Consider the following 25,669-nt stretch of genomic DNA (forward strand, 5'->3'; position numbering starts at 1 on the left):
TAACGCGGTCTGATGGGGTTTCACCCTCTCAGTGGGGTAGCGATTATCACGCCGTGATAGTTGGGGCTGGCTTCGACCGGGGCGGCTGGAGTATCACGGCGTGATAATCCAGCCGAAGGCGAAGCAGCCCTGTGAAGCCCCCCGGGCTGGAGGTTCTGCTGGCGTCTGCTCAGCGCCGGGGGTCCGCGTGCTGTGCAACATCCCGTGAGTTCTTCTGGGTGCTGCCGAGTCCCCAACCCTGTGGCCAGGAGGACTTCCTCTCTCTGATGCCGCTCAGCGGCCTGACGTGATTTCAGCATTTCCGAGTCCTCCCACTTGTCGGACCGGTCCACAGGCAGGGCCAACGTGAGGGGAGCGGACCGGTGATAGGCGGTTGTCACACTTCGCACCAGAGCCGAACGCCCGCCGGTCGCATGTCCCCGTACCGGCCAGCGAGAGGTACCAGTGGCGGCCTCCTGTGCCAGCCAGTCAGGTTGCTGCCACGAGGGCCGACTCGGCCTACAAGGGGCGGGTTGCGTGGCGCGGAGCGGGAACCGCCTACCTCTCCACTTCGTCACTGAATGCAAGTTCCTGGTTGCGTAAGGCGAGGTTGGTGGGGAATGGATCCGGTATCGGTGGGCCTGCTGGTAGCGCTGGCCGGCGGGGCCGGCGGGAAGTTCGGCGAGCAGGCGTGGGCGGGACTGAGCGCACTGGTGCGCCTTGCCTCAGCTCCGGACGATCAGAATCGGGCGCAGGCGCTGAGCACCGCCCTGGCGGTGCGGGCCGCGGTGGATGAGGACTTCCGTACCCATCTCACGGCCTGGCACGAGCAGGCCAAATTGGTACGCACCGGCGACGGGTCAGTGACGAACACCGTCAGCGGCGGTACCCAGAACGGACCGGTCATCCAGGGCCGGGACTTCTCCAACCTGAACTTCACCACCCCGCCCCCACCTGCGTCCTCCTCCGGTGCTCCCGGTAACAGCGGACCCGACTCGACGCGGTGACCGGCGTGACAGATGCTCCCAAAGGCGGCGCGACCAGCAACACGATAACTGGCGGGTACTTTTTCCACGCGGTCATCCAGGGCCGGGACATCACCGTGCAGTTGCCGCCGACCATCACCCCAGCGCTGTCCGGGCTGCCCGCCCCGGCGTCCGACGATGCCGCCGGCGGCCCAACTCGCCATGAACCCCAGACGGTGCGCCAGGGCGTTCTGTGGAATCAGCTTTGTCAAGCAGCGGTCATCATCCGGGGGCCGTCATCGTCTGCTGCATCGCCGCTGCTCGGACAGCGGCTTCTTCAATCTGGCGTCGGCCAGTCTGGCCTCGGCTCCAGATGAATGTGCGCCAATGACGCGGTGTCTCGCTGCTCCAGTTCCGGAACTCCTCGACCGCGACACTGTCAGACAGCCGCCACCGGATGGTGGGGCCTGAGGCTTCGGGGACGTCGGTGAGGCCGTCGAGCAGCTCGGCGAGTGCGAAGCTGTCCACCTCGGGTGTGATGCGGTCCCAGGTCGAGAGCGTGTCGGTGAGGGCATGGGATTCGATGAGTGCCGGTGAGGGACGGGGCGATTTCGAGGAACGTGCCGCCTCCATCGTCCACTCCGACTCGTCCGTCCGTGTGCACCAGGTAGCGCACTGGAGAGGAGACACGTTCTCCGAACCAATCGAAGTACCAGCCGTGGGTAGAGCCGGTCGCCATACGCTGGCCCAGGTCGTAGTGCCACTCGCGGAGCGTGTCGTGGCGTTCGCCCTGGATGGTGTAGCTGCTTCGCACCTGGTAGCGGAGTCCGCCGTATCTCTGCTCGAATCCTTCCCGGCGGATGACGAGCATCATGGGTGTGGGGATCAACTGGCCAACGCAGTCCCGGATCCGCAGGAACTCTGTGGAGAGTCGGGGTTCCTGCTGATGATCGCGCCAACCGGTTCGTTCGAGCAGACTTTGGGCACGAGTGGAAAGACCGGCGGGGTCATCCAGGATGTGCATCCTGCACTTCTTTTTCCATGCCAGGGTGTGGATTCGTAGGCTCTCACGGTACCGGGTCGAGTCGCTTCGATCCCCAGAGGCCTGCACGGTCATGGATTCAGCACGGGTCTCCCGGACCGCACTCTCGCGGTTGGGTCGTCACGTTGACGATCGGCAGGAGGGTGGCGCTTCACTCTCCACTGCCTGGAACGACACCGCGAAGAGCAGAACACCGCGTCCGGCCGGGCACCCCGCCTCAACGGGTCACCACACCCCTCACGGAACCTCTCCCCGGCCCGCCCGGAGCCTTCCGCCATCACTCCACGGTAGGCCGCCTCAACGTGATCAAACCGCGCTTAGAAACAACTACTCAGGCATCACAGTTATGCCGATACCTGCTACGACGAACGGCCCCTCCGGAGAGGGGCCGTTGCTGCGAGATTTCGGATCAGACCGTTGTTTGGTCGTCCTGCGGCGGCTCCGGCTCGCGCCATGCTGCGCGAGCGCCGTCCAGGGCGCGTCGGCTACGGGTCAGGGTTCTACGTACAGGCCTGCCGAGAGTCGAAAGCGTCGCAAGAGCGACGGCAGCGCCCAAGGAGCCGAGGAATTCCGGAACAGCAGAGTGAAGCAGCTCGGACACAGTCATAGCAGCACGCGCCAGTGGAGGCCGCACGCGTACTTGCTCCCTCGTGAACTCAACTTGACTCTGGTCGGGTGGCACCTGCATGTCTCGGCCTCTAAGACCCCCGTCACACCAAGGCAACTGCTACAGCTGCCAAGGCGGCCCACGGTGCCAAGATTCATTGTGCGGCATGAGCTCGTCGACCGTGTTCGTTTCACCGAATTACGCATCAATCGCGCGGCGCGGGAAGAGCCTTGCCAGTGGCGCTCGGCACCAGGGAGGCCCGGCCGGCCGCCAGCTCCGGTACGTACTTGTAAATCGTGGTGCGGGAGACGCCCAGCAGCTCGGCGATCGAGGCGATGGTGTTCTCCGGGTCGGTGAGCAGACCGCGGGCGTGACGGATCTGTTCCTCCGTCATGGCGGGCGGTCGGCGGATCCGTTCACCGCGGGCCCGTGCGGCCGCCAGGCCCTCGTGGGTGCCCTGCACGATCAGTTCGCGGATGAACTCCGCGAGCGCGGCGAACACGTGGAAGACCAGGCGGCCGCCGGGCATGGTGGTGTCGAGGGATTCGTGCAGGGACTGGAAGCCGATCCCGCGCTTGCGCAGTCCGGCGACGATGGCGATCAGGTCCTGGACCGAGCGGCCGAGCCGATCGAGGCTCGGTACCACGAGGGTGTCACCGGGGCGGAGGTAGTCGAGGCACTTCCATAGCTCCTCGCGCTCCGCATTCTTCCCCGACTTCTTGTCGGCGAAGATGCGGCTGCAGCCGGCCACTTCCAGGGCGGCGATCTGGCGGTCGAGCAGCTGCCCCTTCGTGGAGACGCGTCCGTAGCCGACCCGGGCACCGGAGGCAGTCGCGGGGAAGGCTTCCAGAGGGCTCTCAGTGTCCGCCCACGCGGCTGTCGTCGTCATGTGAGGCACCGTACGGAAAAGGGTCGTACAGCGTTTCTGGACGCCTATCGTTGTTGAACACCCTTGTTGAACATGGGAAGTCGCTTCTCGCCCGGTGTGTCGACGACGAGGTCCCTGTGTCCACCAACCGATCAGTTCCTGAACAGGAGGTCTCGACATCGGCGCGCCGGGCAGGTGATGTATCTGCATGGCGGCAGCCGTTCGTGCTGAAGATGGTAATGCTCTTGGTGTGACAACACCGGATGCCCCCGAATCCCCCACCCCTCAACGCCACTGGGCACAGCTATCCCGATGGGTAACTGGCCACATCAGGAAGCTGCTGGGAATCGTCATTGTGGCGATCGTTGGGGTGATAGCTCAGCAAGTTGCTGTGTCGTGTTCCGCCGCCAAGCCTCAACGGCCAACGCAAGTTCATTACATTCGCCTTTTCGATGAGGAGGGAGGAATGGTTCCTCCCTTCACAGTGACTGAAAGCATTAGTGGGGCCACATGTGCTGCAGACTCCCAGGGAAGCGGCGATCCCACCTCCTGGCGCTGCGGTACCCCAGATAACTACATTCGAGATCCCTGCTGGTCCACGCCATGGAGTGCATCAGGTGACCGAGATATGGCATGTATTGATTCACCTTGGGACCACACGGTACTCCTCTTGTTGTCACCCAAAGTAGACGTAACATCAGATTGGTCCACTGCGCCTTACCGGAGAAAGACCCCGTGGGCTCTGCAGCTGCGAGACCCCGTTAGGCGCCGATCGCTTCACTGTGTGTGGGTGCAGGGGAGCGCAGTTCAAGAGATCTACGGTATGCGCATAAACTACTACTGCTGGCCCGTGGGGCATGAGTGGCAGACTTCGCACCTGGTTGCCAACGCATGGGGTGAACTTGATGTGTCGCATTCCCTTAACAGGGTGGCCTTCACCGAAGTCGGAAGTAGTGAAGTCCGCCAAGCGGATGTCACAGACACGTGGCCCTGAGAGAAGCAGCCGAAGAAACGCCTGCAGCCGTTAGCCTGAGAATTACCCTCAAACTCTTTCATAGAGCTTCTTCGATCTAGCCACCGATCAGGTGACGGTCTACGAAGCGCAACGAGCGAGGCCCCCGAGCTGTTGATCGAGATGTCTGACGTCTCAACCACGCTACTCGGGGGCCTCGTTGGTCAGCTGTCCTGCCGCACCCGTCTGAAAGGCGACGGCGTCCACCACACCATGCTCGGCATCGCCCGCCTGCACAACCTCACCCTCGTCGGATGACGGAGAAACCAGCAGGCCAGCCAGCATCCCGTGGATCATTTACTGGACCGTCTTTAGCATCGCTTGTCATGGCTACAGTGATCGTGACCGTTGGGCTGGCGTTCATCGGCTACCTGGCGACCTACCTGAACGGGCTGCGTCTGGCGCAGAGACAGGCCCGCCTCACGCGCGTCAACCAGCAACTGAGTGACTTCTACGGGCCGCTGTTCGCCCTGATGGAAGCCAATAGCCGCACCTATGACACCTGGTCAGTGAAGTACGCCCGCCCCGACGGTCGCGACCCCTTTCGCCACGACACTCCTCCCACCGAGCAGGAACTTGCGGAGTGGCGTACCTGGGCCACAACCGTCTTCATCCCCAACATCCAGGCCATGCGAGACGTCGTGGTCACCAAAGCCGACCTCCTCATCGAGGAGGAGATGCCTCAGGCCCTCCTACAGCTTTGCGGCCACGTCTCGGGGTACGAGATCACTGCTGCGCGCTGGGCCCGAGGCAACTATGAAGAGCACTTGTCGGTCATATCCTTCCCGGGCCGGGCGCTCAGAGAGTACATCCGCGACAGGTTCACACAGCTCAAGAGGGAGCAGGCCCGATTGCTCGGACACAGCCGACCTGCCAGCGGGAGCCGATGGACGAGCCTCATCGGTCGATGAGGTGAAGCCCGCCAGCACAGTCAGCACATTGCGGGACAGCCTTTACGAGCTCGTGCACGGTAGGCAGTGAGACGTCGAAATCTTCAGTGGGGCTCGGGGTTCACATCTGCCGTGCGGATTTGAGGTCCGTGATCTGTTGGTGGGACAGCAGGCCGGCGATGGCTTGAACGGTGTCGCTCATGTGCTCGCGATAGGTGCACGACGGTCGGTCAGGAAGATGGCTACGGACAGGTCGGCGATGGTGGCGGCGGTCTTGTCGGGCGAGGGGCAGAGTCAGGGAGTAGTAGAAGAACTCGCCGGTGGGGGCGGTGTGGTCGCCGTTGTAGGCGACGTGGTGGCCGGAGTTGTACTCAGGGCGATGACGGGCTTCCAGTTCACGGGGGGCAGTGAGGTCTTTCAGCGTGGCCACCGATCGAGTGACAGGATGACCTGCCCCACGGTTTGGGTTCCAGCTGCGGTCGCTAACTGGCGGCGATGGTGTCTTGGCTCGGAGAGTAGTTTGTACTCGATCGGGGTGCGGTAGCCCAGTGCTGAGTGACGCCGCTGTCGGTTGTGGAAGACCTCGATGTACTCGAAGATCGCGTTAGGACAAGCCGGCCCCCAAAGGCTCTACCGGTGATCGACCGTCTCGTCGCTCGCCGAGGAACTTGACGGCCTTACGGACGATCTCGAGCTCGGTTCCCAGCTCGCGGATCCGTCGACGCGCTGCACACAGCTCTGCGGACTCCTCCAAGACCGTGCCAGGGCGCCGTCCGTTGTCGATGTCGTCCTGGCGCAACCACTTCGACAACGTGACCAGATGGATGCCGAGGTCAACGGCGGTCTACTTCTGTTCTCTTCCTGCCCGCACCAACGCGACGGCGCGGGCGCGGAACTCAGCGGGGCAGGCGCGGGGCATGTCCGGCAGCCTTTCGTGAAGGCCGTCAGTTAGCCAGCAGAACCGGAACCTGAGAAGTGGGGCAGGTCAAGAAGTCACCCGATCGTGCAGCAGACCCCGTTTTTTGAAACCTTTCATATCTAGGCACAAAATGTTCGATCATGTCGCAGATCATCGCGTGCTGACACGCCAGGTCTCGCCAGGAGGTAAGGTGATGATCGCTTCAGGCACGGTAGGACGCGTGCTGCTCAGGGCAGGGCCCGTTCGCCTGTCCCGGCCGCCAGGTCGCTGTTCTCTTGGGGGCCAGGGGTGAAGCACCAGGGAGTGTGGCGGAATGGGCAGACGCGCCGGATTCAAGTCCCGGTGTCCTTGCGGGCGTGAGGGTTCGACTCCCTCCACTCCTACCACCACGCGCTTCCGTTGATCAGGCCGCGCGGCTTGATCACCGCAGGCGCTGCGAACGACCACGCGGTGCCTGGGCCTGGGCCGGAATTACCGCCAGGATGTTCCGCACGGTCACCGCGTCCATGCTGGCGCGCTGCGCGATGCGCGGGACTGTCTCTCCGGCCTGCCGGGCAGCAGTATTCGCTGCAGCCAGATTCCGGCGAGCCATACGCAGAGTCTCCTCTGCCGCGGTCACGGCCGACACGGCATCCTCCAGGCTCGTATGGTCCGACGAAAGCTTGCGGGCAGAGGATGGCGTCATGAAGCCATGATGGCGCAGCGGCCAGGGCCTCTTCCCGGATACGCGGGGTCTAGACAGCGATGTTCTGGGTCGGCTGGCTTGGCGCGGGTCTACGAGCGAGATCGGTGAGGGTGGGTTGCTGTCTAGTTTGTCGCCTCCGTGCCTGTTCAGAACAGTTCCAGGTCCTTGCCGGTGGTGTCTGCGATGACTGGACGGGAGTGGGCGGGGAGGTCGTCCAGGCGGTCAGGGCCGGCTGCGGCGGCCAGGGCCGGGGCTGTCTCGGCCAGCCAGGCACGGAACCGTTCGGTGGCTTCGCGGTAGGGGACTTGGGCCAGGACACGGTGCTCGCCGGAGGGGCAGCAGTCGACCGTAACGGTGAGCAGACAGGACCGGGGCGCGTTCTGGCTGCCTGTCCAGGACACGCGCAGAACACCGCAGGGCTTGCGTCCGCGGGAGGCGCGGTGGGTCGGTCGCAGCGATTGGCAGGCTATGTATGCGGTCCATGCGGCAAGGTGCGGCAAGGGCAGGGTGGCGCGTGCGCGGCAGCCAGGGCAGCGGTGCCAGTGGCGGAGCCAGTCGTCGATGTAGGTGTGGAAAAGGCGGGTGTAGCGGTCTGCCACGCGGATGTCGTTGCTGTAGAGGTGGTCGGGGCGTTCCTGTGTGTTGCAGGACTGGCAGACGGGTGCGCGGACATAGCCGTGTTCATGGCAGTGATCGAGCACGGTGGCGGGCGCGGTACGGCAGACGGCGCACGCCCACCCGGCAACCTTGCGGGAGGTACCGGGCTTCCTGCTGAGCACCGAATACAGCTGGCCTTCCAGCTCCTTCGTGTACGGGCGCAGAGAAGCGGTGTGGGCTTCCGGGCTCGTCGTCTGCTGAGCGCCAGCGGGACGGGGTTGCCGGGGATCGGAGGGTGGCCTGATAGCGGCTGCGGTTGCCTGGCGGATCCTCGCTGCTTGGACCCAGCGTGTTTCGGCGTGCTCAGCCGCGTCCAGCAGCCTGACCACAGCACGCGGCAGCCACCACGTGCGCCGTGTCCCGTCGCGAGTCTGCTCTATGAGCATCTGCCGCCAGTCGATCCCCGCCAGAGGAAACGGCCGGCCGACTTCACGCCGTGCTGCCTGCCCTCGGCTGGCCAGCCTCTGTACTTCTTCCGAGATGCGCTGACGCCAACGCAGCGGCGTCTCCTCCTCGTTGCATTCCTGCCTCGGTGTCCAGCGAAATGGACCGATGCGGACCAGATCCTGCTGGTCCATCGCAATCGCGTTCAGATCGGCGGCCGCCTGGCGCACCTCAACCTCCGGAGCACCCCACAGACCGCTACTCGTCCTCACGGTCGACACCGCATGGCTGCCGAGCAGGATGTAGCCCGCCCGGGCACGGGCAGGAGAGCAGGTAAATGCTCCAGAGGCCGTCGGCACAGCACTGCCCGCCGTCAAATCAACCCACAGAGCATCCGCAGCCCCCAGAGTGACCAGGCCGTCCAAGCGACCGGACATAACACGCTCCGACATACCGACAGGCTAAAGGCCTGCAACGCAACACCGCGCCCCAAGCCTGTCGGCCGGCCGGACCGCTGCCCGCAACTGCCGACGCTGGAGCAACTTGGCGGAGGCGACTTCGCTATCTGGGACGGAAATGTCCCTGGTCAGCAACTTGCCAGCATCTACGCCGCTCGTCACCGGCGCGCAAGGAAACGGGGCACCGAGACACTCGCCCTCTCAGCCACCGTCGACATCCTCACCCAGCACGGCACCGCGCCGCTGCAAATCGGTTGCATCTTCACGCCGGACAGAACATGGGCCTTCATGCTTTTCCTCGCCGAGGATGCCAGCGTCATCTTGGCCTGCACGGGAGTCCGCAAAACCGACCGATGACAGTCATCCCTCTCAACCCGCACCCGCTACATGCCTAACGTCCCTTACGCTGCCAGATCAAGCTGGCCTGCGGAGGACGCGCCGCGACCCGAGATAACCACGGTGCGTAGGGCGGTGACGAAGTACAGGATCCGGACGGCTTCAACGTCGTCGGTGTACTGACGCAGCTGGGGGCCGGTGGTGCCGCCGGGGATCGGTGCGCCAATGTCCGGGTCGACGAAGATGACGACCAGGGCGCGGTCCAGGGCGTGGATGTTCGCTTCGCTGGTGATGTTCTCCAGCTGTTTGGCGGCGGAGTCGGAGAAGGCGATCCGGGCGCGGCGGGGCCCGTGTCCTTGGGTCATCAGGCGACGGCCGGCCGCTGGGCTGCGAGCCGGGCGAGGTGCGCCTCACGCAGTTCCTCCCAGGGTGTGCAGTCCTCTACCGGGGGCAGGCCGTTGGTGGCGATGTCCTGCAGAACAGCGGCGAACTGGTCGGCCCGCTCGCGGGTCCGGGCCGCATAGGCGCGGACGGCGTCGGCGGCCGCGGGCTCCAGCTGCTGCCGGACGGCTCCGTCGGCAGGGGCCGGCTGGTCGTTCATCAGAGCCTCCAGACGCGGGATGGGGCGTGTGTCTTCACGGTATCGCCGAGTGGACCGCTCGGGGACCGGCTCGGTGCAGGCTGCGGTCCTGTAACCAGAGGGCCCTGCGCGGCGCGTGACGGGGCCGGGTGTTCCGGCCTCCCCCGACCAAGCCGTCAGCTTCTCGCTTCCCGCTCCGGGAGAACGGTTCAGGTTGTTACTCCCGTGTTCTTCTTGCCGTTGCACAGGCCAGGAGGTGCCCCCGACGGATCTTTGTGCAGGGGCAGGCGGTGTCGCTTATCGGGCATTGCCCCGTCAATATCGCAGGTCAGATCCCTAGTAGGGCCGCAGTATCCGCATGCTGCCACTGGTTTGTAGAGGCGCACCATATGCTTAGCCTCGTTCTTCCGCAGTGTCCGCCTCGCGCTTCCTCGGTTGGTGGTTTCACCGGTCGTTGAGGGGGCCCGGCGAGCCCGCTGGGCTTACCAACTCGGGCACTTTGGAGGTCCGATGGGTGGTCTGACGCCACCAGAAGATGGTGACGACCAGGATGACGATGAGAGGCGCCGGGAACGGCGACGACTCGTGCAACTCCTGATCGATTGGTCACCGGTTCTGGCGACCGTCACCAGCCTCGCACTAAAGCAACTCTCCTGACGGAGGGGTACGTGGGATGCGGCCGTACCGGTGTCCGGACAGCAGTGAGTCCGGCCGGATAGCAGACGGCCGGACTCACGGCTACAGCGCGGATGGAGGGCCCCTGACCTGGGTTGCAGCCCGGGGAGGGGGCTCTTCGTCGGTAGACTTTATGTGACACCCGCAGGCCGATCGTACCCGTTGTATCTACACCCCTGGCGGAGACGGCGGTATCTACATAGCTATCCGGTGATGTGGATACGCGGGCGGCCCGCTCACCTCGTGCTCAGGCGGCGAATCCGATGTTGGTGACGTATTCGTACTGGCCCCACTGGGAGCCGAGGTCGACCACCGCGTCGTCTACCCAGGCGTTGTCCAGCGCGTCGTCATCGTCGGCGGCCCATGCGGCGACGATCCGGTCCCACCGCCGTACGTTCAGCGTGCGGTACTGAACCGCCCGCTGCTGGGGCCGGGACACCTGCGATTGGTTGAGCGGGTGGAACTCCACGCGGGTGCCGCGGCCGTCGCGGTTGAGGCGGGCGAGCAGGTAGCGGGCGATGTTCGCCCGCCGCACCGCGCGATAGGCCTGCTCGATCGCGGCCAGGTTCGCGCGGGAGGGCTGGCGGGTGCCGGCGAGCCAGGCCCGGATGGTGCGGGGCGTGGCGGTCAGGCCGGCTTCGCGTGCGGCGGTGCGGGCGTGGTCGGTGCGGGTGAGGTAGTGCAGGCGGGCGAGCAGGCCGCGCCGGGCGGTGATCGGGGTGGCGACGTATCCGGCGAGCGCGTCCAGCTGCCGCGCGACGGCCTCATGGCCCTTGATGCCGCGGGCGCCGAACTTGCCGAAGTCGAGGTTGCGCTCGGGCATGTCAGGCCTCTTCCGGGGTCGTGGGGTCGGCGCTGCCGACGGTGTAGACGTCCTTGACCTTCACCTCGGTCACGCCGCGCCCTTCGGGGAAGATAGCGCGCCAGTCACCGGCCACGTGCAGCTCGTCGGTGCCCATCGCCCGCACCACCATCAGTCCCTCGTCGTAGGCGCGGTGGGCCTTCCACCACAGGTTCGCGAACGCCTGGGAGCGGATCAGGTGCATCCAGTCGGTCCGGTAGAGCTCCCGGTTGTAGTTCGACTCCCCCATGGTGGAGACGAACTTCGAGTACATCGCCTTGATGTACTCCAGCGTCACCTCGTCGCCTTCGGCGATCGCCCGGTCCCGGGCGTCCTTGAGCGTGATCCGGAACTTCTCCAGCAGGCCCTCCGTGCCCCCGGACGTCCAGGACTCGTGGATCACGGGTGGGTCGCACAGTCCGTACTTCGGGCCGGAGATCCGCAGCAGCAGGCGCAGGGTCGGCTCGGTCACCCACAGCGGGCCCGGCTCGTCACGCTCGCCGATCGGGTTCGGCAGGTAGGCGTCGTGGTCCCAGTTGGGCGGGGTGATCAGGTGGATGCCGGCGCGGCGCCGGTCGTGCTGGCCGCCCTCGGAGTGCTCCAGCTGTCCGAGCGGCAGATGCGTCTTCAGCGCCGACAGGTACGCTCCGTTGACGTCCAGCGCGGTCACCTCGTGGGCGCCGGCCGGGAGTTCGGGCCGGGTCCACTTCGGGCGGGCCTCCCACACCTGGTCCGCGCCCCGCGCGGTCTGCTTGCGCAGCACATCGGGCAGCCACGGGTGCGCGACCACGTCGTAGCGACCACCCTTGCGGGACTGGTCGAGCAGCGCCATCGCGTCCGGGATCGCCCGCTTCACCAGGACCTCGGTCGCGGCCATGACGTCCCCGCCGTGCTCCGCGAGCGCGGCCGCGACCGCCGAGGAGATCCGCCCGGCGAGCGGGTCCGGGGCGTCGGCGGCCTGTACCCGGCGGCCGGCTGCCACGACCTTCACCCCGCGCGAGGCCGGCCGCGCCCCGTCGGCGCGGCCGCTACCATGCACGCTCGCGGCCGGAACCGCCGCCGCGGGTGCGGGTGCCGGCTGCGGGGCCGGGGGCGTGGTGGCGCATTCGGCGGGGTCCAGGTGCTGGGGGAATCCGGCGACTTGGTGGCGGGCCGGCTGCCCGCACAGCACACACGGCCGGGGCGCGGCCAGGCTCTCGCCGTCGTCGGCCTCCCCTCCCGGGGACCTGCGGTGCGCCGGGCCGTCGTGTGCGGTGACCGGGGCGGTTTCGGCGCGGGCGCCGACGGCAGTGTCCTCGGCTGCCGCACCGTCGGCGTCGGCGTCCAGCGAGGCGAGCTTCGCCTCAGCACCCTTGAGGAAGTAGGCGTACTGGTCGCGGAGGTCACCGCCGGGGTCACGGCCGCTCTCCCAGCCGCCGACCGTGGAGGGGCTCACGCCCAGGGCGCGGGCCACCTGCGTACGGGAGAGGTGCAGCGCCTCGCGCAGGGCCCGGCGTTGCGGGGCCGGTGGCAGCCCGGCCTCTTTGCGGACCGTGGCCAGCAGAGCGTCCACCGCGTCGAACTGCGCCATCACGTCCGCTCCAGCCCGTTCACATCCCGCCGCAGCCGCACCAAGCGGCGCTCCTCGGGCAGCTTCTCGCATGCCCGGCTCGGGCCCGCCAGCAGGTCCAGTACATCGATGCCGTAGTGCACGGCCAGCGCCTCGCAGTCCTGAAGGCTCCATGCGGCCGCGCCGGACTGACGGCGGCTCACCTGCCCCTGCGTGACCCCGAGCACCCCGGCCAGCGTCGCCTGCGACTCACCCGTGGCATGCAGCAGCACCGCCACCGTGGCACGCAGTTGTTCCGCCAGAGACATCCCCATACCCCACACCCTACCCCGGAAATGGAATCTTCGCATAAATAATGCGCATTTCCCATATAGGTGGTGCGGGACGCCCACCGCACGCCCAACTGCACTGGCCGTGAGATGCGCAGGCACACCTGCTCAGTACCGGACCGCGTCCCGGGCAACGCCTTCAGCCCCTGCCGCCGCCCGGCGGCGTTCCCCCGGGGGCTCTCCCGAGGCCCCCGCTTCCAACTGACAGCCCCCGGCTCACTACTCTCGGATCCTTCTCCTCGAAGTCGTCCTGGATCCTGTCGAGCAGCTCCTCGCCGGAATACGGGTCGGGCATGCCGGTGTCCGAGAGGGCGGCAAGGATCTCTGCAGCCGTCGGGCAGGTCCCGGGAAATGACACGGACTACGGTGCCTTCGGGCACGGCCGTCCACTGCCAGGCACACGGCCGCCCGCACCGCCCAGTCACCAGAGCAGTCGAGACCAGGAAGGACCGCCATCGTGACCGTCACGCTTCGTCCGCATCAAGTCGAGGCAGTCGACGCGGTACTACGGCACCTCTCCGAACAGCCCGGCCAGGGCATCCCGCCCGAGGGCCTGCGCACTCAGGTCATCGCCGCGACCGGATCCGGGAAGACTCTGATCGGGGTGGCGGCTGCGGACCGGCTTTCCGCGCGCCGGGTCCTGGTCCTAGTGCCCACGCTGGACCTGCTGTTGCAGATGGCCGCCGCGTGGCGGGCGGGCGGCCGTCGCGGCGCGATGACCGGCGTGTGCTCCCTGCGGGGTGCGGACAGTCAGGGTGTGCCGTGCACGACGGACCCGGACGAACTGATCGCCTGGACCGCCGGCCCCGAGACCGTCACGGTGTTCGCGACCTACGCCTCGGTGGGTATGGGGACGCTTCAGCGGGCGCATGCTGCAGGTTTGCCTGTTTGGGACTTGATGGTCGTGGACGAAGCCCACCGGGTGAGTGGGGATGGTCTGAAGCCGTGGGCGGCCGTGCACGACCAGGCCCAAGTCCCGGCCGTGCGACGCCTGTACATGACCGCCACGGCGCGCGTGTGGGAGGCGGAAGGGGACCGGCCGCGGCTGGTGGCGTCCATGGATGAGGACTCGCCTCTGTTCGGGCCGGTCGCCTACAAGCTGAAGCTGTCCGAGGCGATCCGCATGGGCCTGGTGGCGCCGTATCAGGTGCTGTGCCTGGACATCCGCGATCCCGACCTGTACTCCGCGCTCACCACCGAGGCGACCGGCTCCGACGCCGTACGCGGGGCCCGGCTCGCGGCGGTGCAGACGGGGCTGATGCGCGCGGCCGTTGAGGAGCGGTTCCGGCGCGTGCTGTCCTTCCACAGCAGGGTCGGGGAGGCCGAAGCCATGGCGGCGGCCGTGCCAGTAACGGCGGGCCGGCTCGCCGAGGACGACCCCGAGACGTTCCCGCCCGCCGAGCAGGTGTGGGCGCAGTGGCTGTATGGCGAGCACGCCCCCGCTCACCGCAGGAGCGTGCTGGACGAATTCGCCTCCAACTACCTGGCACGGCCTGGCCTGGACGGCACGGACGTGCGCGCCGAGCTGCGGGTGCTGTCGTCGGTGCGGGTGCTGGGTGAGGGCGTCGACACCGCTGAATGCGACGCGGTGCTGTTCGCCGATGCCCGCGGTTCGATGGTGGACATCGTGCAGATGGTCGGGCGCGCGCTGCGGATGCGGCCCGGGGTCGGGAAGCTGGCCACGCTGATCGTGCCGGTCTTCCTCGGTGAGGACGAGGACGCCAACGAACTGCTCACCTCCGACGCCTACGGCACCCTCGCGAAGATCCTCGGAGCCCTGCAGGCGCACGACACGGACACGATTGAGGCGCTCGCGGACCCACGCGTGCGTAACGCCCGTCCGGCACCGGACGCGGACGACGACCGCGACCAGGACGACCGCGAGGGCGACGAGGAAGACGACCAGGAGGACGTCGTCCGCGTCGGTGAGACGGCGGCCGGGGTCCTCAGGTTCAGCGAAGAACGCGACCCCGCCGCCCTCGCGCAGTTCGTCAGGTTGCGGGTCATCGACCCCGAGGCGGCGTACTGGCGGCGCGGCATCGAGGTGGCCACACGGTGGCTGCGCGAGACCGGCAGCACCGAACTGCGGGTCCCCTACACGTTCGTGTCGCCCAAGGACTGGGGCGCGGCCGGCAGGCATCCGCTCGGGGTGTGGGTGGCAGATCAGCGGAGGTACTACGCGGCCGGAACCCTGGAAGCCTCGCGGGTGGAGCAGCTGGAGGCGCTCGGGATGGTGTGGTCGGTGCAGGCGTCCGCATGGGAGGCCGGCCTCGCCGTCGCCCGCGCCTACACCGACGCACACTCCCACCTGCTCCCGCCCACCGGGGCCGTCTGGGACGACTTCCCCATCGGGACCTTCATGAAAAACGCCCGCGCAGCAGCCCGGAAGGCGGCTGAGAACGCCGAACGGCGCACAGCCGGGGAAACGGGCATCCCGTATGCCGGAGAGCTGCCAGAGGCCCGTATGGAGGCTCTGGCCGACCTCGACCCAGGGTGGTGCCCGGCATGGGAGATCTCGTGGCAGCGGGCATATCGGCTCACGCTCGCGCACGTGAAAGCGGGCGGCTCCGTCCCGGCCGGCCCCGGTGAACTCATCGTTCAGGGCGAGGACCTGGGCGTGTGGGCCGCCGGACAGCGGACCGGGTGGAAGCGGCTGATGCCCGCACAGCAGTGGCTCCTGGAAACGGTCGGCATCGAGCCCCCGGCAGAGGGCGAGCCGGCGCAGGGTGCGCCCCGGTCACAGGATGCCCGGTGGGCCGCCAACCTCACCGCCGCCCGCCAGTTCCACGCGCGGGAGGGGCACCTGACCGTGCCCCGCAAGGCCGTGGAGACCGTGGACGGCATCGAACACAAGCTGGGGGCGTTCCTGGACAACACCCGCCGCCGGGCCGCCAAACTCAGCCCGCAGCGCCGTGCCGAACTCGATCAGCTGGGGATGCGCTGGTCCTAGAACAGCCGCATGAGGATGGCCCGCCACGACGGGGGATGTAAGACGGGCCATCCCTGATTCGACATGATCCCCCAAAAGCGAGCCGGGCTTCAGGCATATTGGAATTCTTGACGCAAAGGCCACCTGACAGGCGGCTTTACGCCGGTCTGCGCGGGGCGCGCCCTGCATGTCGCGCGCCGGGCGCCTGCGCTGTCCGTCCCGTGCGTTGCCGTAGCACGTTGGCGGGAGTGTCGTTGTCCTGGCGTGAGTGCGGAGAGGCATGACCGGGACGATGTGGCGTTCGCCCACCCGACCGGTGCCTACTGGTCGGCCGATGCCGGCGGGGACTGTCCCGAGTGCCGCGAGCTGTTCGGCGGGGCAGAGGTTGGGCGGCAGGGGTTGGCTGGTGAGGGGGCTGATCTCGGTGACCGGATGAGCTGGCTGCGTGTGGTCATGCTGCTGGTCGCGGTACTCACGGTGACGGCCGCGGTAGTGGGAGTGCTGGCCTGACCCGGTCGGACCACACGTGAGTCTAGAATCGAACACATGAACGAGTTGCCGCCGGATCCCCCGCGCCTGCGCGCGATCCTGGCGCACCTCGACAAGCAGCTCGCCGACACCGACACCGTCGCCACCTACCTGCGTCTCCAGCGCGGTGCCGTCCTCGCCGCGATCTCCCGCGCCGAGCGCACGGCAATCCCGCGCCCCGCAATCACACCATCCAGGCGGCAACACCCCGGCCCCGGCGGCCGTCGCGAGCCTGCCAGCCGCCTGCCGACCCGCTACATCATCGAACGGCCCGAGAACGCCAGGCAGGCCGCGCCCATCCACACCAGCAACTGCACCAAAGGCTTCACGAGCAGCAAGCCCATCGATGCCGGCCTCGCCCGCCAGGCGCTCGTCAACGACCCACGCGGCTTCACCGCATGCGGCACCTGCCGGCCGGACACCGAGCTGGGCATCGACGTCACCTGACCAGCCAGGACGCAGGCATCACTCCCCCGCCCACCCGCTCCGGTCTTCACGCGCCGGGCAGGTCGCGCAGCAGCTGGCGGACCGCGCGGCGGATCACCAGGCGGCGGGCGAGGCGGGGCGCGGTGTAGGCGGTGACCACCAGGCCCGCGGTGGCGGTAAACGTGGCGAGCGGGCCGATCCAGCAGGAGACGAGTAAGGAAGTACCGGTCAGGAACAGGGCGGCGAGGGTGAGCGCGAGGGCCTGGTCGTCGTCGCGGTGCATGAACTTCCCCTGGAGATATGGGTCGCGGTGGGGCCGGGTGAGGGTCAGGTGCGCTGGAGGCATCCGGCCGGCACCTGCCCTCCGGGCACGATCCGCCACAGAGTCTCGCCGCCGCACTCCCGGTACTCCGAAGCATCCCGGCCGACCCCGACCACGCACGACGTCACCCGCTCCCCCTTGCGCAGGTAGCGCACGATCGACGAACGCGTCGTCGCGACCGGCGGTTCATTCCACGCGGGCTTGCGTACCGCGACTTTCTGCACGGCCCGCCACGCCGACGTGCACAGCATGGCCGTGGGCGAGGCGGCGGGAGCCGGCGGGACAGCGGACAGGGCAGTCGCGAGGACGGCGGCGACCGCGGCCGTCGTGGTAAGCAGACGACGGATCGAGTGCATGCACGGTCAACCCCCGCCCGGGGCCGGACAGTCACGGCTCCCCACTCAAGATCACCCGCCGCGGGAGCGCCGGGCAGCTTGTCAGCCCGGACCGGCGCTCGCGGCCCCGCCGTCGCGCGCAACGCAGACGCCCTGCCCGGCAGACGCTCGCCTGCCGCCCGACTCCCATCACCCCTTCCACCAGAGTTCGGGGCGGGAAGGAGTCGCAGAGGGGATGTCAGCACCCCGACCACGCCCGAACAGGCCCCTGAGCTGCGCAGCGCGAAACGGCTCCCGTGAAGTCGCGCAACATCCAGTGCAACCACTGCTGCAACCCTGTGGCGCAACGTCAGCTGCAACCCCTGGCGCGACGTCTGCGCCGTGTCAGTGCTGCGGTCTAGGGTCGCGGTAATGACTGACGGAGATCTTGCAGCGTTCAATGTGGCGTGGGACCGCTTCGCTTCCTGGCTGTCCGTGCAATGTCCCGTTGACCACGCGGCCCGAAGATCGCCTGCCTCGACCGAAGACGTCACGGCGCTCGAAACGCAACTCGGGTTCCCTCTCCATCCCCAGCTGAGGACACTTCTGGAGCGGCACAACGGCGTCATGAAGCATCCGGAGCCAGACAATTACCACGCCGGGGCCTTCCTTCCGCTCGGACACCGGCTCATCGGAACAGACCTCATAGCCCAGCGGTACAAGTCGATGAAGGACGGACTGACGGAGATCATCTCCGCGGGGCGGCCGGAGGAAGATCTCTGTGGCCATGCCCACCAGTGGGTTGAGTTCGCGCGCCCCAATGACGGCGGCATGACCTTCATCGACCATCGCCCCGGCCCCACCTACGGGCACGTCTTCGAGATGGGCATCGGGTCGGGGGACATCGAAGGCACCAAGTGGGCCTCCAGCCTGGCCGAGCTGTTCGACCAGCTGGCCACGAGCCTGGAGACCGGCGAGTCTTTCCAGAACTACTGGCCAACGTCCTGCGAGCTTCCCTCAGGGCATCACTGCCTCACCTGGGACATCAGCAGCCGGACGAAGAACGACGGCATGCAGAACTGGCCGCCGCCGCGCCATCCCGACCTGCCCGTCCGTCTCTCGGCCGTGTCTCATGGACAAGGCCCCAAGCTGGGCCGACTCATTGGCGAGTTGGCTCCTCTGACGTACCCGGAGGCTCCATTGGAAAACGGCGCTCCGATCGCGCCGTTGCCTACGAGCGGCGTCAACGTGAAGGGCGACGCGGGGTGCGAGGACACCACGCGGTGAGCGGTTTCAACACCGCCAACTCTGGAGGCATTGCCGAGAAGGCGGCGCTGCCAAAGATGCTTACCGTGTCGGCAATGGGACCGAGCCGTACCGGGGCCGACGATCCGGCCGGTCGGCCGCGTTCCCGAACCTGTGGGCGAGACAGTCACACCCACGAGTGGACGAACTGGACTCGGCAACCGCGACCACGCGACACTTCGACAACAGGGCCTCTTGCTTCTCGCTGGACTCGACATCCGCGAGCTACCAAGAGGCCCTTCTTCCATGCCTGCACACAGAACAACTCACCCGAATCGGCCCCTGTTCGAACCCTGCCGATCACACGGCCGGATAAAGAAGCCAATAAAACGGCCTGGGCGGCTGCGTTGGCGGCGTCGGGGAAAGAGAATGTCTCGCGGTGGCAAGCAGGCAGTCGAAAACCGGATCCGGTCCAGCGGATGCTGGCCCTGGCAACGGATCCGGTGCCGTTGAGGAGATGGTCTGGGACGGGTCGAGATGTACGGCCCGCGGTGGCCTTCTGTGGTGATCAGCCGCGGCGCAGCAGGGTGATCTTCTGCCGGGCGCTGGAGATGGACTGGGCCAGTTCGGCGCGGGCGGCTTCCTGCTTCATGGCCTGGACGAGCTGGGCCTGGTGGTCCTGGGAGGACACCTTGAGGGCGGGGGTTAGGGCGGGCAGGGCGGTGTTCAGGTAGTCGTCGACGCGGTCGACGACCTTGGCCAGCTCGGTACGAATGGCCTCGATGTGGTCGGCGACTCCTCGGATCATGTCACCGGTCTGGGAGATGTCCTCCATGTCCTCGGCGCGGCTGGGCTTCTTCGCCCTGCGGCACTGCGCCTTGTAGAGGTCGGCGAGCCACTGGTCGGGCTCGTCGTAGGCGGTGTTCTCGGTGTCGGTGTTGCGGATCTGCTTCATCCAGGCGAAGACCTCCCGATGGTGCAGGAGGGTGTAGAGGGCGAGCGCTCCCATGAGGAAGGAGAAGGCGATACTCGCCGCGAGGGTGCCGCCGCTGGTGCCGAGCGCCAGCGTGGTGGCATTCATCGTCGTCATGTTGGTCCGTTCACGGGCGCGCCGCTCCCAGGAGGGGTGCGCGGCGCGGCAAAGGAGGATGGTGGGTCCGGAGGAGCGTCGGGGGTGGTGTCAGGCCCCGACGTAGAGGCGCAGGCTGTCGACGTCACGGACGACGAACTGCCGGTAGCGGGCCTCGATGACGCCGTGGTGGCGCAGCGTGCGCAGGGCGTTCTCCGTGGTGGAGACGGCGAGCTGGAGGGCTGCGGCGATGTCTTTCTGGCCCGGGCCGGTGATGACGGTGTGGCGGGAGGTCCTGGGGTCGGGGACGCCGGCGGTGTCGGCGAGGTGTGCCAGGAGTCTGCTGACCCGTTCCAGGGGCGGGCGGATGGCCATCCCGTAGACGACTTCGTCGGTGCGGTTGCGGTCTTCGAGGCTGTGCAGCAGAGCGAGGCGTGCGTCGTACAGGCGGCGCTCGATGAGGGCGCTGAAGTACCGGGCGGCGCAGGGGATGACGACGGTGTTGGTGAGGCAGCGGGTTTCGGCGCAGGAGGCGGACTCGATGAGCGCGGCCTCGCCGACCAGTTGGCCGGCGCCGCGGAACCGGGTGATGGCGGGGATGCCGGCGCCGGTGCCCAGGGGGTAGCGGTCCTGGCGTACGACGCCTTCCAGGACGATGTAGACGTACGGCTTGTTCGGCCCCATGGGCAGCAGTTCGTCGCGGGCGAAGGTGCGGCTGCGCAGGCCGGCCTGGAGCAGCTGGTGCCAGGTCTCCGCGGAGCGCAGGTGCAGGTGGTGCAGGAAGCTTCCCTCAGGCTTGCCTTCATGGGCGTGCAGGAGGTCGGTGGGCCGGGAGGTGTCCAGGGCGGGAGGCATGGTCACGCTCCCGTCCTGGCCGCGATGGTGGGACGCGTTCCGGCGTCCGCGTGCCCGGGGGCGCGGTGGTGACGCGACGTCATGGGCGGCACGACGTGGTGTCCCGGAGGGGACGGGGGTACGGCGCCGCAGGAGTTGGCGGTGGCCATGGTGTTCTTCCCTATTCGGTTTGATCGTTTGGGGACCCCGCTGTGCAGCGGGGTCCCCGGTGGTGGGTCCTTCGCCTCTCCGGGAGGTGGTGCGTGCCCGGTGGTGTGGTCCGGGCGAGGGTGGAGTGACGTGAGACGGGATAACGCTACCCCTCGCCGCGAGCCGAGAGCTAGTCGCGTTTCCGGAAGGACGGCGAGGGCGATTGCCACGGCAACAATCCCCTACCCGTGGGGGATTGTTACGGCCCACCCCGAGGTGGGCCGCATAAACCTTTTCTCTCGATTTTCACGAATGCCCGTCATTCGCATACAGATATTCATGCGACGGCATGGAAAAAACCCCGGGCGACCAGCCAGCGGCCCGCATGTAAACGCGCAGCAAAAACGGGAGGCCCCGGGGCACCACCCCCAGGACCTCCCGGAAAGGGTCCGGACCCACCAGGATCAGACCGGTGTCCAGTAAACACCACCGGCCGCGCTAAGGTCACTCCCGATCGGCCGCCAGATGGTCTCTACCGCCGTAACTAGCAGTGGAAACACCCCAGCTGCGGGGTTTTGACATGCCCAGCACACGCCTCAGGACTTGCCAAGGCGGCACTCCGCGACCCCGCAGAGATCGTCCCTTTTGTGCATCCTGGCGCGGGACGCCCCCGCGCCCCGGGAGCCCTGAGAGTGCGATCAAATGATTATCGCCGTTCAGGAGTCAACAAACCCGACCAGTGGACGCGCACCCCGGCGCCCTGCCGGTCGGCCGCAAGTGCGACCGTCGCACGGGCGCTCCATCTCGCCGTAATCGGCTTCTCGCATTCCGAGGGTTAACATCGAACCGGAATGCAACCCGCATAGATAATTCTGGCGCCTCCACTCACCGCGGGATATCAGACATCAATCGGCGGAAGCGAGCGGCCAGATTTCCGAATGTCGACTGATCCATAATGCCGTCTTCTGCCATCCTCACCGGCACACCCACCGCTCCCTGCCGGCACCTCCGAAGCCGTCGCTCACCTTTTGGCCCGTCAGATTTGTTACAGGGCCGACAGGTTGACGTCCGAAGCTGCACGGAGACGACACGTCATGTACGGAAGATGGCCATGCGGACACGCGGCGTAACATCCGTCACACTGCGAGCCGCTGACGCCTCCGGGCGTGCGCCTATGGGCTCACCGAACGCCCCGTGCCTCTTCTGGCGCACTGACCCGGCAACACGCTCCGGAGCACGCCACACGACTGGCTGGGCATAGCTCCACTAGGGCAGACGAGCGGGGGATAGCGATGACACGGCAGCCGGACGAGAGAGCCTCCCATGAGAGCCCCCCTGAGAGTGATGTCGTCGACTTCCGCCACGGTACGTTCCACGGCCCCGTCACGGGGAAGATCCAAAACGACCACTATGCGGCTCCACGGTCTCCGGCTTCGTGGCCACATCAGGTCGGAACCATCCCCCCGCAGGCGACGTGCTTCCGGGACCGAGCCGAGATATCCCGCCTGAGCAGGGCACTCGCCGTCGGGGGAACCACGGTCGTCACGCAGGTCGCACCAGCGGCAGTGGTGGTCGGGCTGGGCGGTGTCGGCAAGACCCAGCTCGCCGCCCACTACGCTCGCGCCTGCTGGCAGAACGGCGACCTGGATGTCCTGGTGTGGATCACAGCTACCAGCCGCAGCGCGGTCACCAGCGGCTACGCGCAGGCCGCAGCCGAGCTCCTCGGCAGCACTGCGCCTCAGGACCCCCGCCAGGCTGCCGCCGCGTTCCTGGCGTGGCTGCAGCCCAAAACAGGTCAGGAGGCGGGCCGGTGGCTGGTTGTCCTGGACGACGTCACCGACCCGGGGGATCTGAACGGCCTGTGGCCGCCGGACAGCCCGGAGGGCCGGACCCTGGTCACGACCCGCCGCCAGGACGCTGCCCTGACCATCGGCCGCCCCGTCATCGACGTCGGCGTCTTCACCCCCGACGAAGCCCACGCCTACCTCATCGCAGCTCTCGCCCCACGGGCCGAACCTCACGAACACCTCGTCCACCTTGCCGACGACCTCGGGCACCTCCCCCTGGCCCTGTCCCAAGCCGCGGCGTACCTCACCGACACCGAACTCACAGCCGCCGAATACCGGCAGCTGCTCGCGGACCGCACCGTCCGCCTCCGCGATGCCGCGCCGGACAGCCTCCCCGACAGCCAGGTCCACACCGTGGCCGCGGCCTGGTCCCTCTCCATCGAGCACGCCGACCTCCTACGTCCGGCCGGTCTCTCCCGCCCCGTGCTGATACTTGCCTCCCTTCTGGACGCCAACGGCATTCCCGAAGCCGTGCTCACCAGCTCACCCTCCCGGGCCTACCTCGCCCGCCATCACACATTCCGTGCCGCTGCGGATCCTCCGGCCGAAGACCAGGAGCCAGTGCCGACGCGAGATGTTCTGCAGGCACTTACCGCTCTGCGCCGGGTCAGCCTCATCCAGCACACCCCCGCCACTCCTGAAACCGCGGTCCGTGTCCATCAGCTCACCCAGCGCGCGGTCCGTGACACCCTCACGTCCGACCAGCTCGGCCGCGCCGCCCGTGCTGCGGCAGACGCCCTTCTGGACGCGTGGCCCGAGGTCGCGAAAGACACCGCCCTCACCCAGGTGCTCCGGGGCAACACCATGGCGCTCAACGCCTGCGCCGAAGAAACCCTGCACCAGCCGAAAACGCACACGATCCTGTTCCGAGCCGGTCGCAGCCTGGGCGAGGCGGGCCACTTCACGGAAGCGTGCGCGTACTTCCGCGATCTCATCAAGGTCCTCACCTCCCGCCGCGGGCCCGACCACCCCCGCACCGTCTACGCTCGGTACAGACTCGCCCACTGGCAGGGAGAAGCCGGAGACATCGCAGGGGCCACCAGCCTTCTGGCCGACGTACTTGCCGACCGGGTACGGCTCCTGGGAGCTGACCACCCAGACACCTTCGCCAGCCGCCACGACCTCGCCCGATTGCGAGGAACGGCGGGAGACGCGGCCGGGGCCGCCGCCGCCTTCGCTGAACTGCTACCAGACGTGGAACGGGTGCTGGGCCCCGACCACCCTGGCGCCTTCACAACCCGGCTCAATCTCGCCTGGTGGCAGGGCACGGCCGAGAACGGAATCCCATCCGAGACCACGGCCGGTCTAGTGGCCGACCTCGCGCAAGTGCTTGGGGCCGACCACCCCCAAGCACTCAGTGCCCGCCTTGACCTCGCCCACTCGCAAGGAAAGGCCGGCGACGCCGCAGGGGCCGCAAGCGCCCTCACCACCCTCCTGCACGACCTCACCCGCGTACTCGGCCCCGACCACCCCAAAACACTCAAAGCACGGACCGAACTCGCCCGCTGGCAAGGCGAAACCGGCAGCGGCAACGCTCAGACGAGAACGTAATTCCTGGTCACGCAGCCTGCAACGCGGACCGCGCGCCAGTCTGTCGCCTGGGGACTGTCTGACGAGCGCGATCGCCCTTCGCTGGTGTGACTAGTTCGCCGGTCGGGTGAACCCTCCCCCAACCGGCCGTCAGGGGCCCGACGGGGCCGCTACGAAGATCACAGACCTATTCGTGATCTTCGGAACGGAGACAGTTCGTGCGCCATGCCCGCACCCGACGCGCCCTGATCGCCGCGCTGTTCGCGCCGATCGCCCTTCTCACCCCCGCCGCCCACGCCGCCGCGGCACCCGCGCACCAGCCTGCGCACCGAGCACCGGGCGAGACCATCACCCTCCCGGTCCGCGACGCACTGGCCGCACTGCCCGTCGCGGACGAGAGCCGTACCGGCTACACCCGGGACAAGTTCAAACACTGGACAGACGCGGACAAGGACGGCTGCAACACCCGCGCCGAGGTCCTCCTCGAGGAAGCCGTCACCGCTCCCGAGGTCGGTCCGAAGTGTGCGCTGAGCGGGGGGAGTTGGTACAGCCCTTACGACGACCGCTACCTCGACAGCGCCAGCAAACTGGACGTCGACCACCTGGTCCCGCTCGCCGAGGCCTGGGACTCCGGCGCCTCCGCCTGGACCGCCAAGGAACGCGAAGCCTACGCCAACGACCTGGACGACTCCCGCGCGCTGATCGCCGTCTCCGCGGCCTCAAACCGGTCGAAAGCCGACAAGGACCCCACCGACTGGCTGCCCCCGTCCGACGGTTACCGGTGCACGTACGTCACCGACTGGGTCGCCGACAAAACGCGCTACCAGCTGAGCATCGACCCCGCCGAGCAGACCACGCTCGCCGAACGCCTCGCCGCCTGCCCCGACCAGCCCATCACCGTCACCCTCGCCCACTGAACACGAGTCCGGGCCCGCTGCTACGGGGGAAAGCGGCGGGCCCGGACTTCTGCCACGCTCCCACACCAGCGCCGCCGGTGCACGGCCTTCGCGTCCTGCGGTCCGGCCCGCCGCGGGCGGGCCACTGGCCGCCCGGTCAGCTGAGGCCGAGGCGGCCAAGCGCGGTCGTCCAGTCGGTGACGATCGCCTGCTGCGCCGCGACGAGGGTGACCTTGCCGGAGCAGACCGCGGTGTGCAGCTTCGTCTCCACCGGGTCCTTCAGGTTGTTCACCCCGGATCCCTTCTTGTGGCCCGGGTCGGTCGGCTCCACCCACAGATTGCGGTAGTCGTTGGGGTCGCCGCCGAGCTGAAGGCTGATCAAGTGGTCGTACTCGGCATCCCGCATGCTCCCCGTGAACCTGTACGAGGCCGCGTTCAGCTTCTTCTCCTTGCCCGTCACGTAGGTGGACGGGCGCACCCCGGAGGTGTAGCCGACCTTGCGGCAGATCGTCGACGCCAGGTTCGCCTGGGTGACGGCCGGACCCCCCCGGGTGCACGCCGGGTCCTCCAGAGGTTCGCCCCTCTCGTACCGGTAGCGGCACGATCCCGCTGCCGGCTGCTGCTGGACCACGTACTTCTTCTGCGGGCCGGCCCCCACCGCGATCGCCCGGCCGCCGGCCGACACCGATCGCTCCGCCGGACCGGTATGCCGCAAGCCGGGCCCAGGGTCACCGGCCACCGGCACCGCCGGGTGGGTCAGCGGCGGATGGTGCCGCCGTTGCGGTGGCCACCGCGATGCTGAC

The 25,669-nt window shown here is 67.7% G+C and carries 25 protein-coding genes, 1 tRNA gene and 2 pseudogenes; 12 read left to right on the forward strand and 16 right to left on the reverse strand.

Annotated elements, in window-relative coordinates; translation table 11 throughout:
- The first annotated feature begins 599 nt into the window (after nucleotides 1-599).
- Complete coding sequence (locus tag ACZ5K7_RS35300; RefSeq protein ID WP_468920071.1) at nucleotides 600-986, forward strand: hypothetical protein; 387 nt, start codon at nucleotides 600-602, stop codon at nucleotides 984-986.
- Nucleotides 987-1,226: 240 nt separating this feature from the next.
- Here the strand turns inward: ACZ5K7_RS35300 and ACZ5K7_RS35305 are convergent, their stop codons facing one another.
- On the reverse strand, nucleotides 1,227-1,577 hold the full coding sequence (locus ACZ5K7_RS35305; protein WP_468920073.1) for a hypothetical protein: 351 nt from the start codon (nucleotides 1,575-1,577) through the stop codon (nucleotides 1,227-1,229).
- Between the two features lie 145 nt (nucleotides 1,578-1,722).
- Between ACZ5K7_RS35305 and ACZ5K7_RS35310 the strand changes: the two genes are divergently transcribed.
- Nucleotides 1,723-2,007, forward strand: coding sequence for a hypothetical protein (locus tag ACZ5K7_RS35310; RefSeq protein WP_468920076.1), 285 nt, complete (start codon nucleotides 1,723-1,725; stop codon nucleotides 2,005-2,007).
- 791 nt (nucleotides 2,008-2,798) lie between these two features.
- On the opposite strand, the gene ACZ5K7_RS35315 is transcribed toward ACZ5K7_RS35310, so the two are convergent.
- Nucleotides 2,799-3,482, reverse strand: a complete 684-nt coding sequence (locus ACZ5K7_RS35315) for a recombinase family protein (protein WP_468920079.1) — start codon at nucleotides 3,480-3,482, stop codon at nucleotides 2,799-2,801.
- A 1,114-nt stretch (nucleotides 3,483-4,596) separates the two neighbouring features.
- Here ACZ5K7_RS35315 and ACZ5K7_RS35320 point away from each other — a divergent pair.
- Nucleotides 4,597-4,731: a hypothetical protein gene (locus ACZ5K7_RS35320; protein WP_468920366.1), complete on the forward strand. Its 135-nt coding sequence runs from the start codon at nucleotides 4,597-4,599 to the stop codon at nucleotides 4,729-4,731.
- A gap of 68 nt (nucleotides 4,732-4,799) precedes the next feature.
- On the forward strand, nucleotides 4,800-5,384 hold the full coding sequence (locus tag ACZ5K7_RS35325) for a hypothetical protein (protein ID WP_468920081.1): 585 nt from the start codon (nucleotides 4,800-4,802) through the stop codon (nucleotides 5,382-5,384).
- A gap of 100 nt (nucleotides 5,385-5,484) precedes the next feature.
- Here the strand turns inward: ACZ5K7_RS35325 and ACZ5K7_RS35330 are convergent, their stop codons facing one another.
- The 3 genes and pseudogenes from ACZ5K7_RS35330 to ACZ5K7_RS35340 form a co-directional block, all read right to left on the reverse strand.
- Complete coding sequence (locus ACZ5K7_RS35330) at nucleotides 5,485-5,793, reverse strand: hypothetical protein (RefSeq protein WP_468920083.1); 309 nt, start codon at nucleotides 5,791-5,793, stop codon at nucleotides 5,485-5,487.
- Nucleotides 5,781-5,966, reverse strand: a pseudogene (locus tag ACZ5K7_RS35335) (IS3 family transposase); the annotation flags it as partial. The gene ACZ5K7_RS35330 and the pseudogene ACZ5K7_RS35335, both read right to left, overlap by 13 nt.
- A 52-nt stretch (nucleotides 5,967-6,018) precedes the next feature.
- Nucleotides 6,019-6,282: pseudogene (locus tag ACZ5K7_RS35340) on the reverse strand (transposase); the annotation flags it as partial.
- Nucleotides 6,283-6,581: 299 nt separating this feature from the next.
- On the opposite strand from ACZ5K7_RS35340, the gene ACZ5K7_RS35345 reads away from it, so the two are divergent.
- Nucleotides 6,582-6,668, forward strand: a tRNA-Leu gene (locus ACZ5K7_RS35345).
- Nucleotides 6,669-7,113: 445 nt separating this feature from the next.
- Here the strand turns inward: ACZ5K7_RS35345 and ACZ5K7_RS35350 are convergent.
- The gene (locus ACZ5K7_RS35350) at nucleotides 7,114-8,238 is read right to left on the reverse strand and encodes an endonuclease domain-containing protein (protein ID WP_468920086.1); all 1,125 of its coding nucleotides are present in this window, start codon (nucleotides 8,236-8,238) and stop codon (nucleotides 7,114-7,116) included.
- A 54-nt stretch (nucleotides 8,239-8,292) separates the two neighbouring features.
- Between ACZ5K7_RS35350 and ACZ5K7_RS35355 the strand changes: the two genes are divergently transcribed.
- Nucleotides 8,293-8,823, forward strand: coding sequence for a hypothetical protein (locus tag ACZ5K7_RS35355; protein WP_468920089.1), 531 nt, complete (start codon nucleotides 8,293-8,295; stop codon nucleotides 8,821-8,823).
- Nucleotides 8,824-8,867: 44 nt separating this feature from the next.
- Here the strand turns inward: ACZ5K7_RS35355 and ACZ5K7_RS35360 are convergent, their stop codons facing one another.
- The 5 genes from ACZ5K7_RS35360 to ACZ5K7_RS35380 all read right to left on the reverse strand — a co-directional run bounded on the left by ACZ5K7_RS35360 (nucleotide 8,868) and on the right by ACZ5K7_RS35380 (nucleotide 12,761).
- Nucleotides 8,868-9,167: a hypothetical protein gene (locus tag ACZ5K7_RS35360; RefSeq protein ID WP_468920092.1), complete on the reverse strand. Its 300-nt coding sequence runs from the start codon at nucleotides 9,165-9,167 to the stop codon at nucleotides 8,868-8,870.
- Nucleotides 9,167-9,403 carry a hypothetical protein gene (locus ACZ5K7_RS35365; RefSeq protein WP_468920094.1) on the reverse strand — a complete coding sequence of 79 codons (237 nt, stop codon included), beginning with the start codon at nucleotides 9,401-9,403 and terminating at the stop codon, nucleotides 9,167-9,169. Before ACZ5K7_RS35365 ends, ACZ5K7_RS35360 begins: the two co-directional genes overlap by 1 nt.
- 901 nt (nucleotides 9,404-10,304) lie before the next feature.
- Entirely contained in the window at nucleotides 10,305-10,880 is a 576-nt protein-coding gene (locus tag ACZ5K7_RS35370) for a transcriptional regulator (RefSeq protein WP_468920096.1), read from the reverse strand.
- 1 nt (nucleotide 10,881) lies between these two features.
- On the reverse strand, nucleotides 10,882-12,468 hold the full coding sequence (locus tag ACZ5K7_RS35375; protein WP_468920099.1) for a helix-turn-helix domain-containing protein: 1,587 nt from the start codon (nucleotides 12,466-12,468) through the stop codon (nucleotides 10,882-10,884).
- Nucleotides 12,468-12,761: an XRE family transcriptional regulator gene (locus ACZ5K7_RS35380; RefSeq protein WP_468920101.1), complete on the reverse strand. Its 294-nt coding sequence runs from the start codon at nucleotides 12,759-12,761 to the stop codon at nucleotides 12,468-12,470. The genes ACZ5K7_RS35375 and ACZ5K7_RS35380 overlap by 1 nt, the downstream gene beginning before the upstream one ends.
- 472 nt (nucleotides 12,762-13,233) lie before the next feature.
- Between ACZ5K7_RS35380 and ACZ5K7_RS35385 the strand changes: the two genes are divergently transcribed.
- The 3 genes from ACZ5K7_RS35385 to ACZ5K7_RS35395 all read left to right on the forward strand — a co-directional run bounded on the left by ACZ5K7_RS35385 (nucleotide 13,234) and on the right by ACZ5K7_RS35395 (nucleotide 16,680).
- Nucleotides 13,234-15,726: a helicase associated domain-containing protein gene (locus ACZ5K7_RS35385; RefSeq protein ID WP_468920103.1), complete on the forward strand. Its 2,493-nt coding sequence runs from the start codon at nucleotides 13,234-13,236 to the stop codon at nucleotides 15,724-15,726.
- A 243-nt stretch (nucleotides 15,727-15,969) separates the two neighbouring features.
- Nucleotides 15,970-16,215: a hypothetical protein gene (locus tag ACZ5K7_RS35390; protein WP_468920105.1), complete on the forward strand. Its 246-nt coding sequence runs from the start codon at nucleotides 15,970-15,972 to the stop codon at nucleotides 16,213-16,215.
- A 36-nt stretch (nucleotides 16,216-16,251) separates the two neighbouring features.
- Complete coding sequence (locus tag ACZ5K7_RS35395) at nucleotides 16,252-16,680, forward strand: DUF6233 domain-containing protein (protein WP_468920107.1); 429 nt, start codon at nucleotides 16,252-16,254, stop codon at nucleotides 16,678-16,680.
- 46 nt (nucleotides 16,681-16,726) lie between these two features.
- On the opposite strand, the gene ACZ5K7_RS35400 is transcribed toward ACZ5K7_RS35395, so the two are convergent.
- Complete coding sequence (locus ACZ5K7_RS35400; RefSeq protein ID WP_468920109.1) at nucleotides 16,727-17,005, reverse strand: hypothetical protein; 279 nt, start codon at nucleotides 17,003-17,005, stop codon at nucleotides 16,727-16,729.
- A complete protein-coding gene (locus ACZ5K7_RS35405; protein WP_468920111.1) occupies nucleotides 16,987-17,337 on the reverse strand; it encodes a hypothetical protein in 351 nt (116 codons plus the stop codon). The genes ACZ5K7_RS35400 and ACZ5K7_RS35405 overlap by 19 nt, the downstream gene beginning before the upstream one ends.
- Before the next feature lie 390 nt (nucleotides 17,338-17,727).
- Between ACZ5K7_RS35405 and ACZ5K7_RS35410 the strand changes: the two genes are divergently transcribed.
- The gene (locus ACZ5K7_RS35410) at nucleotides 17,728-18,582 is read left to right on the forward strand and encodes an SMI1/KNR4 family protein (protein WP_468920114.1); all 855 of its coding nucleotides are present in this window, start codon (nucleotides 17,728-17,730) and stop codon (nucleotides 18,580-18,582) included.
- Nucleotides 18,583-19,108: 526 nt separating this feature from the next.
- On the opposite strand, the gene ACZ5K7_RS35415 is transcribed toward ACZ5K7_RS35410, so the two are convergent.
- Both ACZ5K7_RS35415 and ACZ5K7_RS35420 read right to left on the reverse strand, forming a co-directional pair.
- Nucleotides 19,109-19,630, reverse strand: coding sequence for a hypothetical protein (locus tag ACZ5K7_RS35415; RefSeq protein WP_468920117.1), 522 nt, complete (start codon nucleotides 19,628-19,630; stop codon nucleotides 19,109-19,111).
- A gap of 90 nt (nucleotides 19,631-19,720) precedes the next feature.
- Nucleotides 19,721-20,464, reverse strand: a complete 744-nt coding sequence (locus ACZ5K7_RS35420; RefSeq protein WP_468920338.1) for a Crp/Fnr family transcriptional regulator — start codon at nucleotides 20,462-20,464, stop codon at nucleotides 19,721-19,723.
- Nucleotides 20,465-22,158: 1,694 nt separating this feature from the next.
- Here ACZ5K7_RS35420 and ACZ5K7_RS35425 point away from each other — a divergent pair.
- On the forward strand, nucleotides 22,159-23,991 hold the full coding sequence (locus ACZ5K7_RS35425) for a tetratricopeptide repeat protein (RefSeq protein WP_468920119.1): 1,833 nt from the start codon (nucleotides 22,159-22,161) through the stop codon (nucleotides 23,989-23,991).
- A gap of 197 nt (nucleotides 23,992-24,188) precedes the next feature.
- Nucleotides 24,189-24,887, forward strand: coding sequence for an HNH endonuclease family protein (locus ACZ5K7_RS35430; RefSeq protein ID WP_468920122.1), 699 nt, complete (start codon nucleotides 24,189-24,191; stop codon nucleotides 24,885-24,887).
- A gap of 136 nt (nucleotides 24,888-25,023) precedes the next feature.
- Here the strand turns inward: ACZ5K7_RS35430 and ACZ5K7_RS35435 are convergent, their stop codons facing one another.
- Nucleotides 25,024-25,551, reverse strand: coding sequence for a hypothetical protein (locus ACZ5K7_RS35435; RefSeq protein ID WP_468920125.1), 528 nt, complete (start codon nucleotides 25,549-25,551; stop codon nucleotides 25,024-25,026).
- Between the last annotated feature and the right edge of the window lie 118 nt (nucleotides 25,552-25,669).

Source organism: Streptomyces sp. NPDC031497 (genome assembly GCF_055580905.1).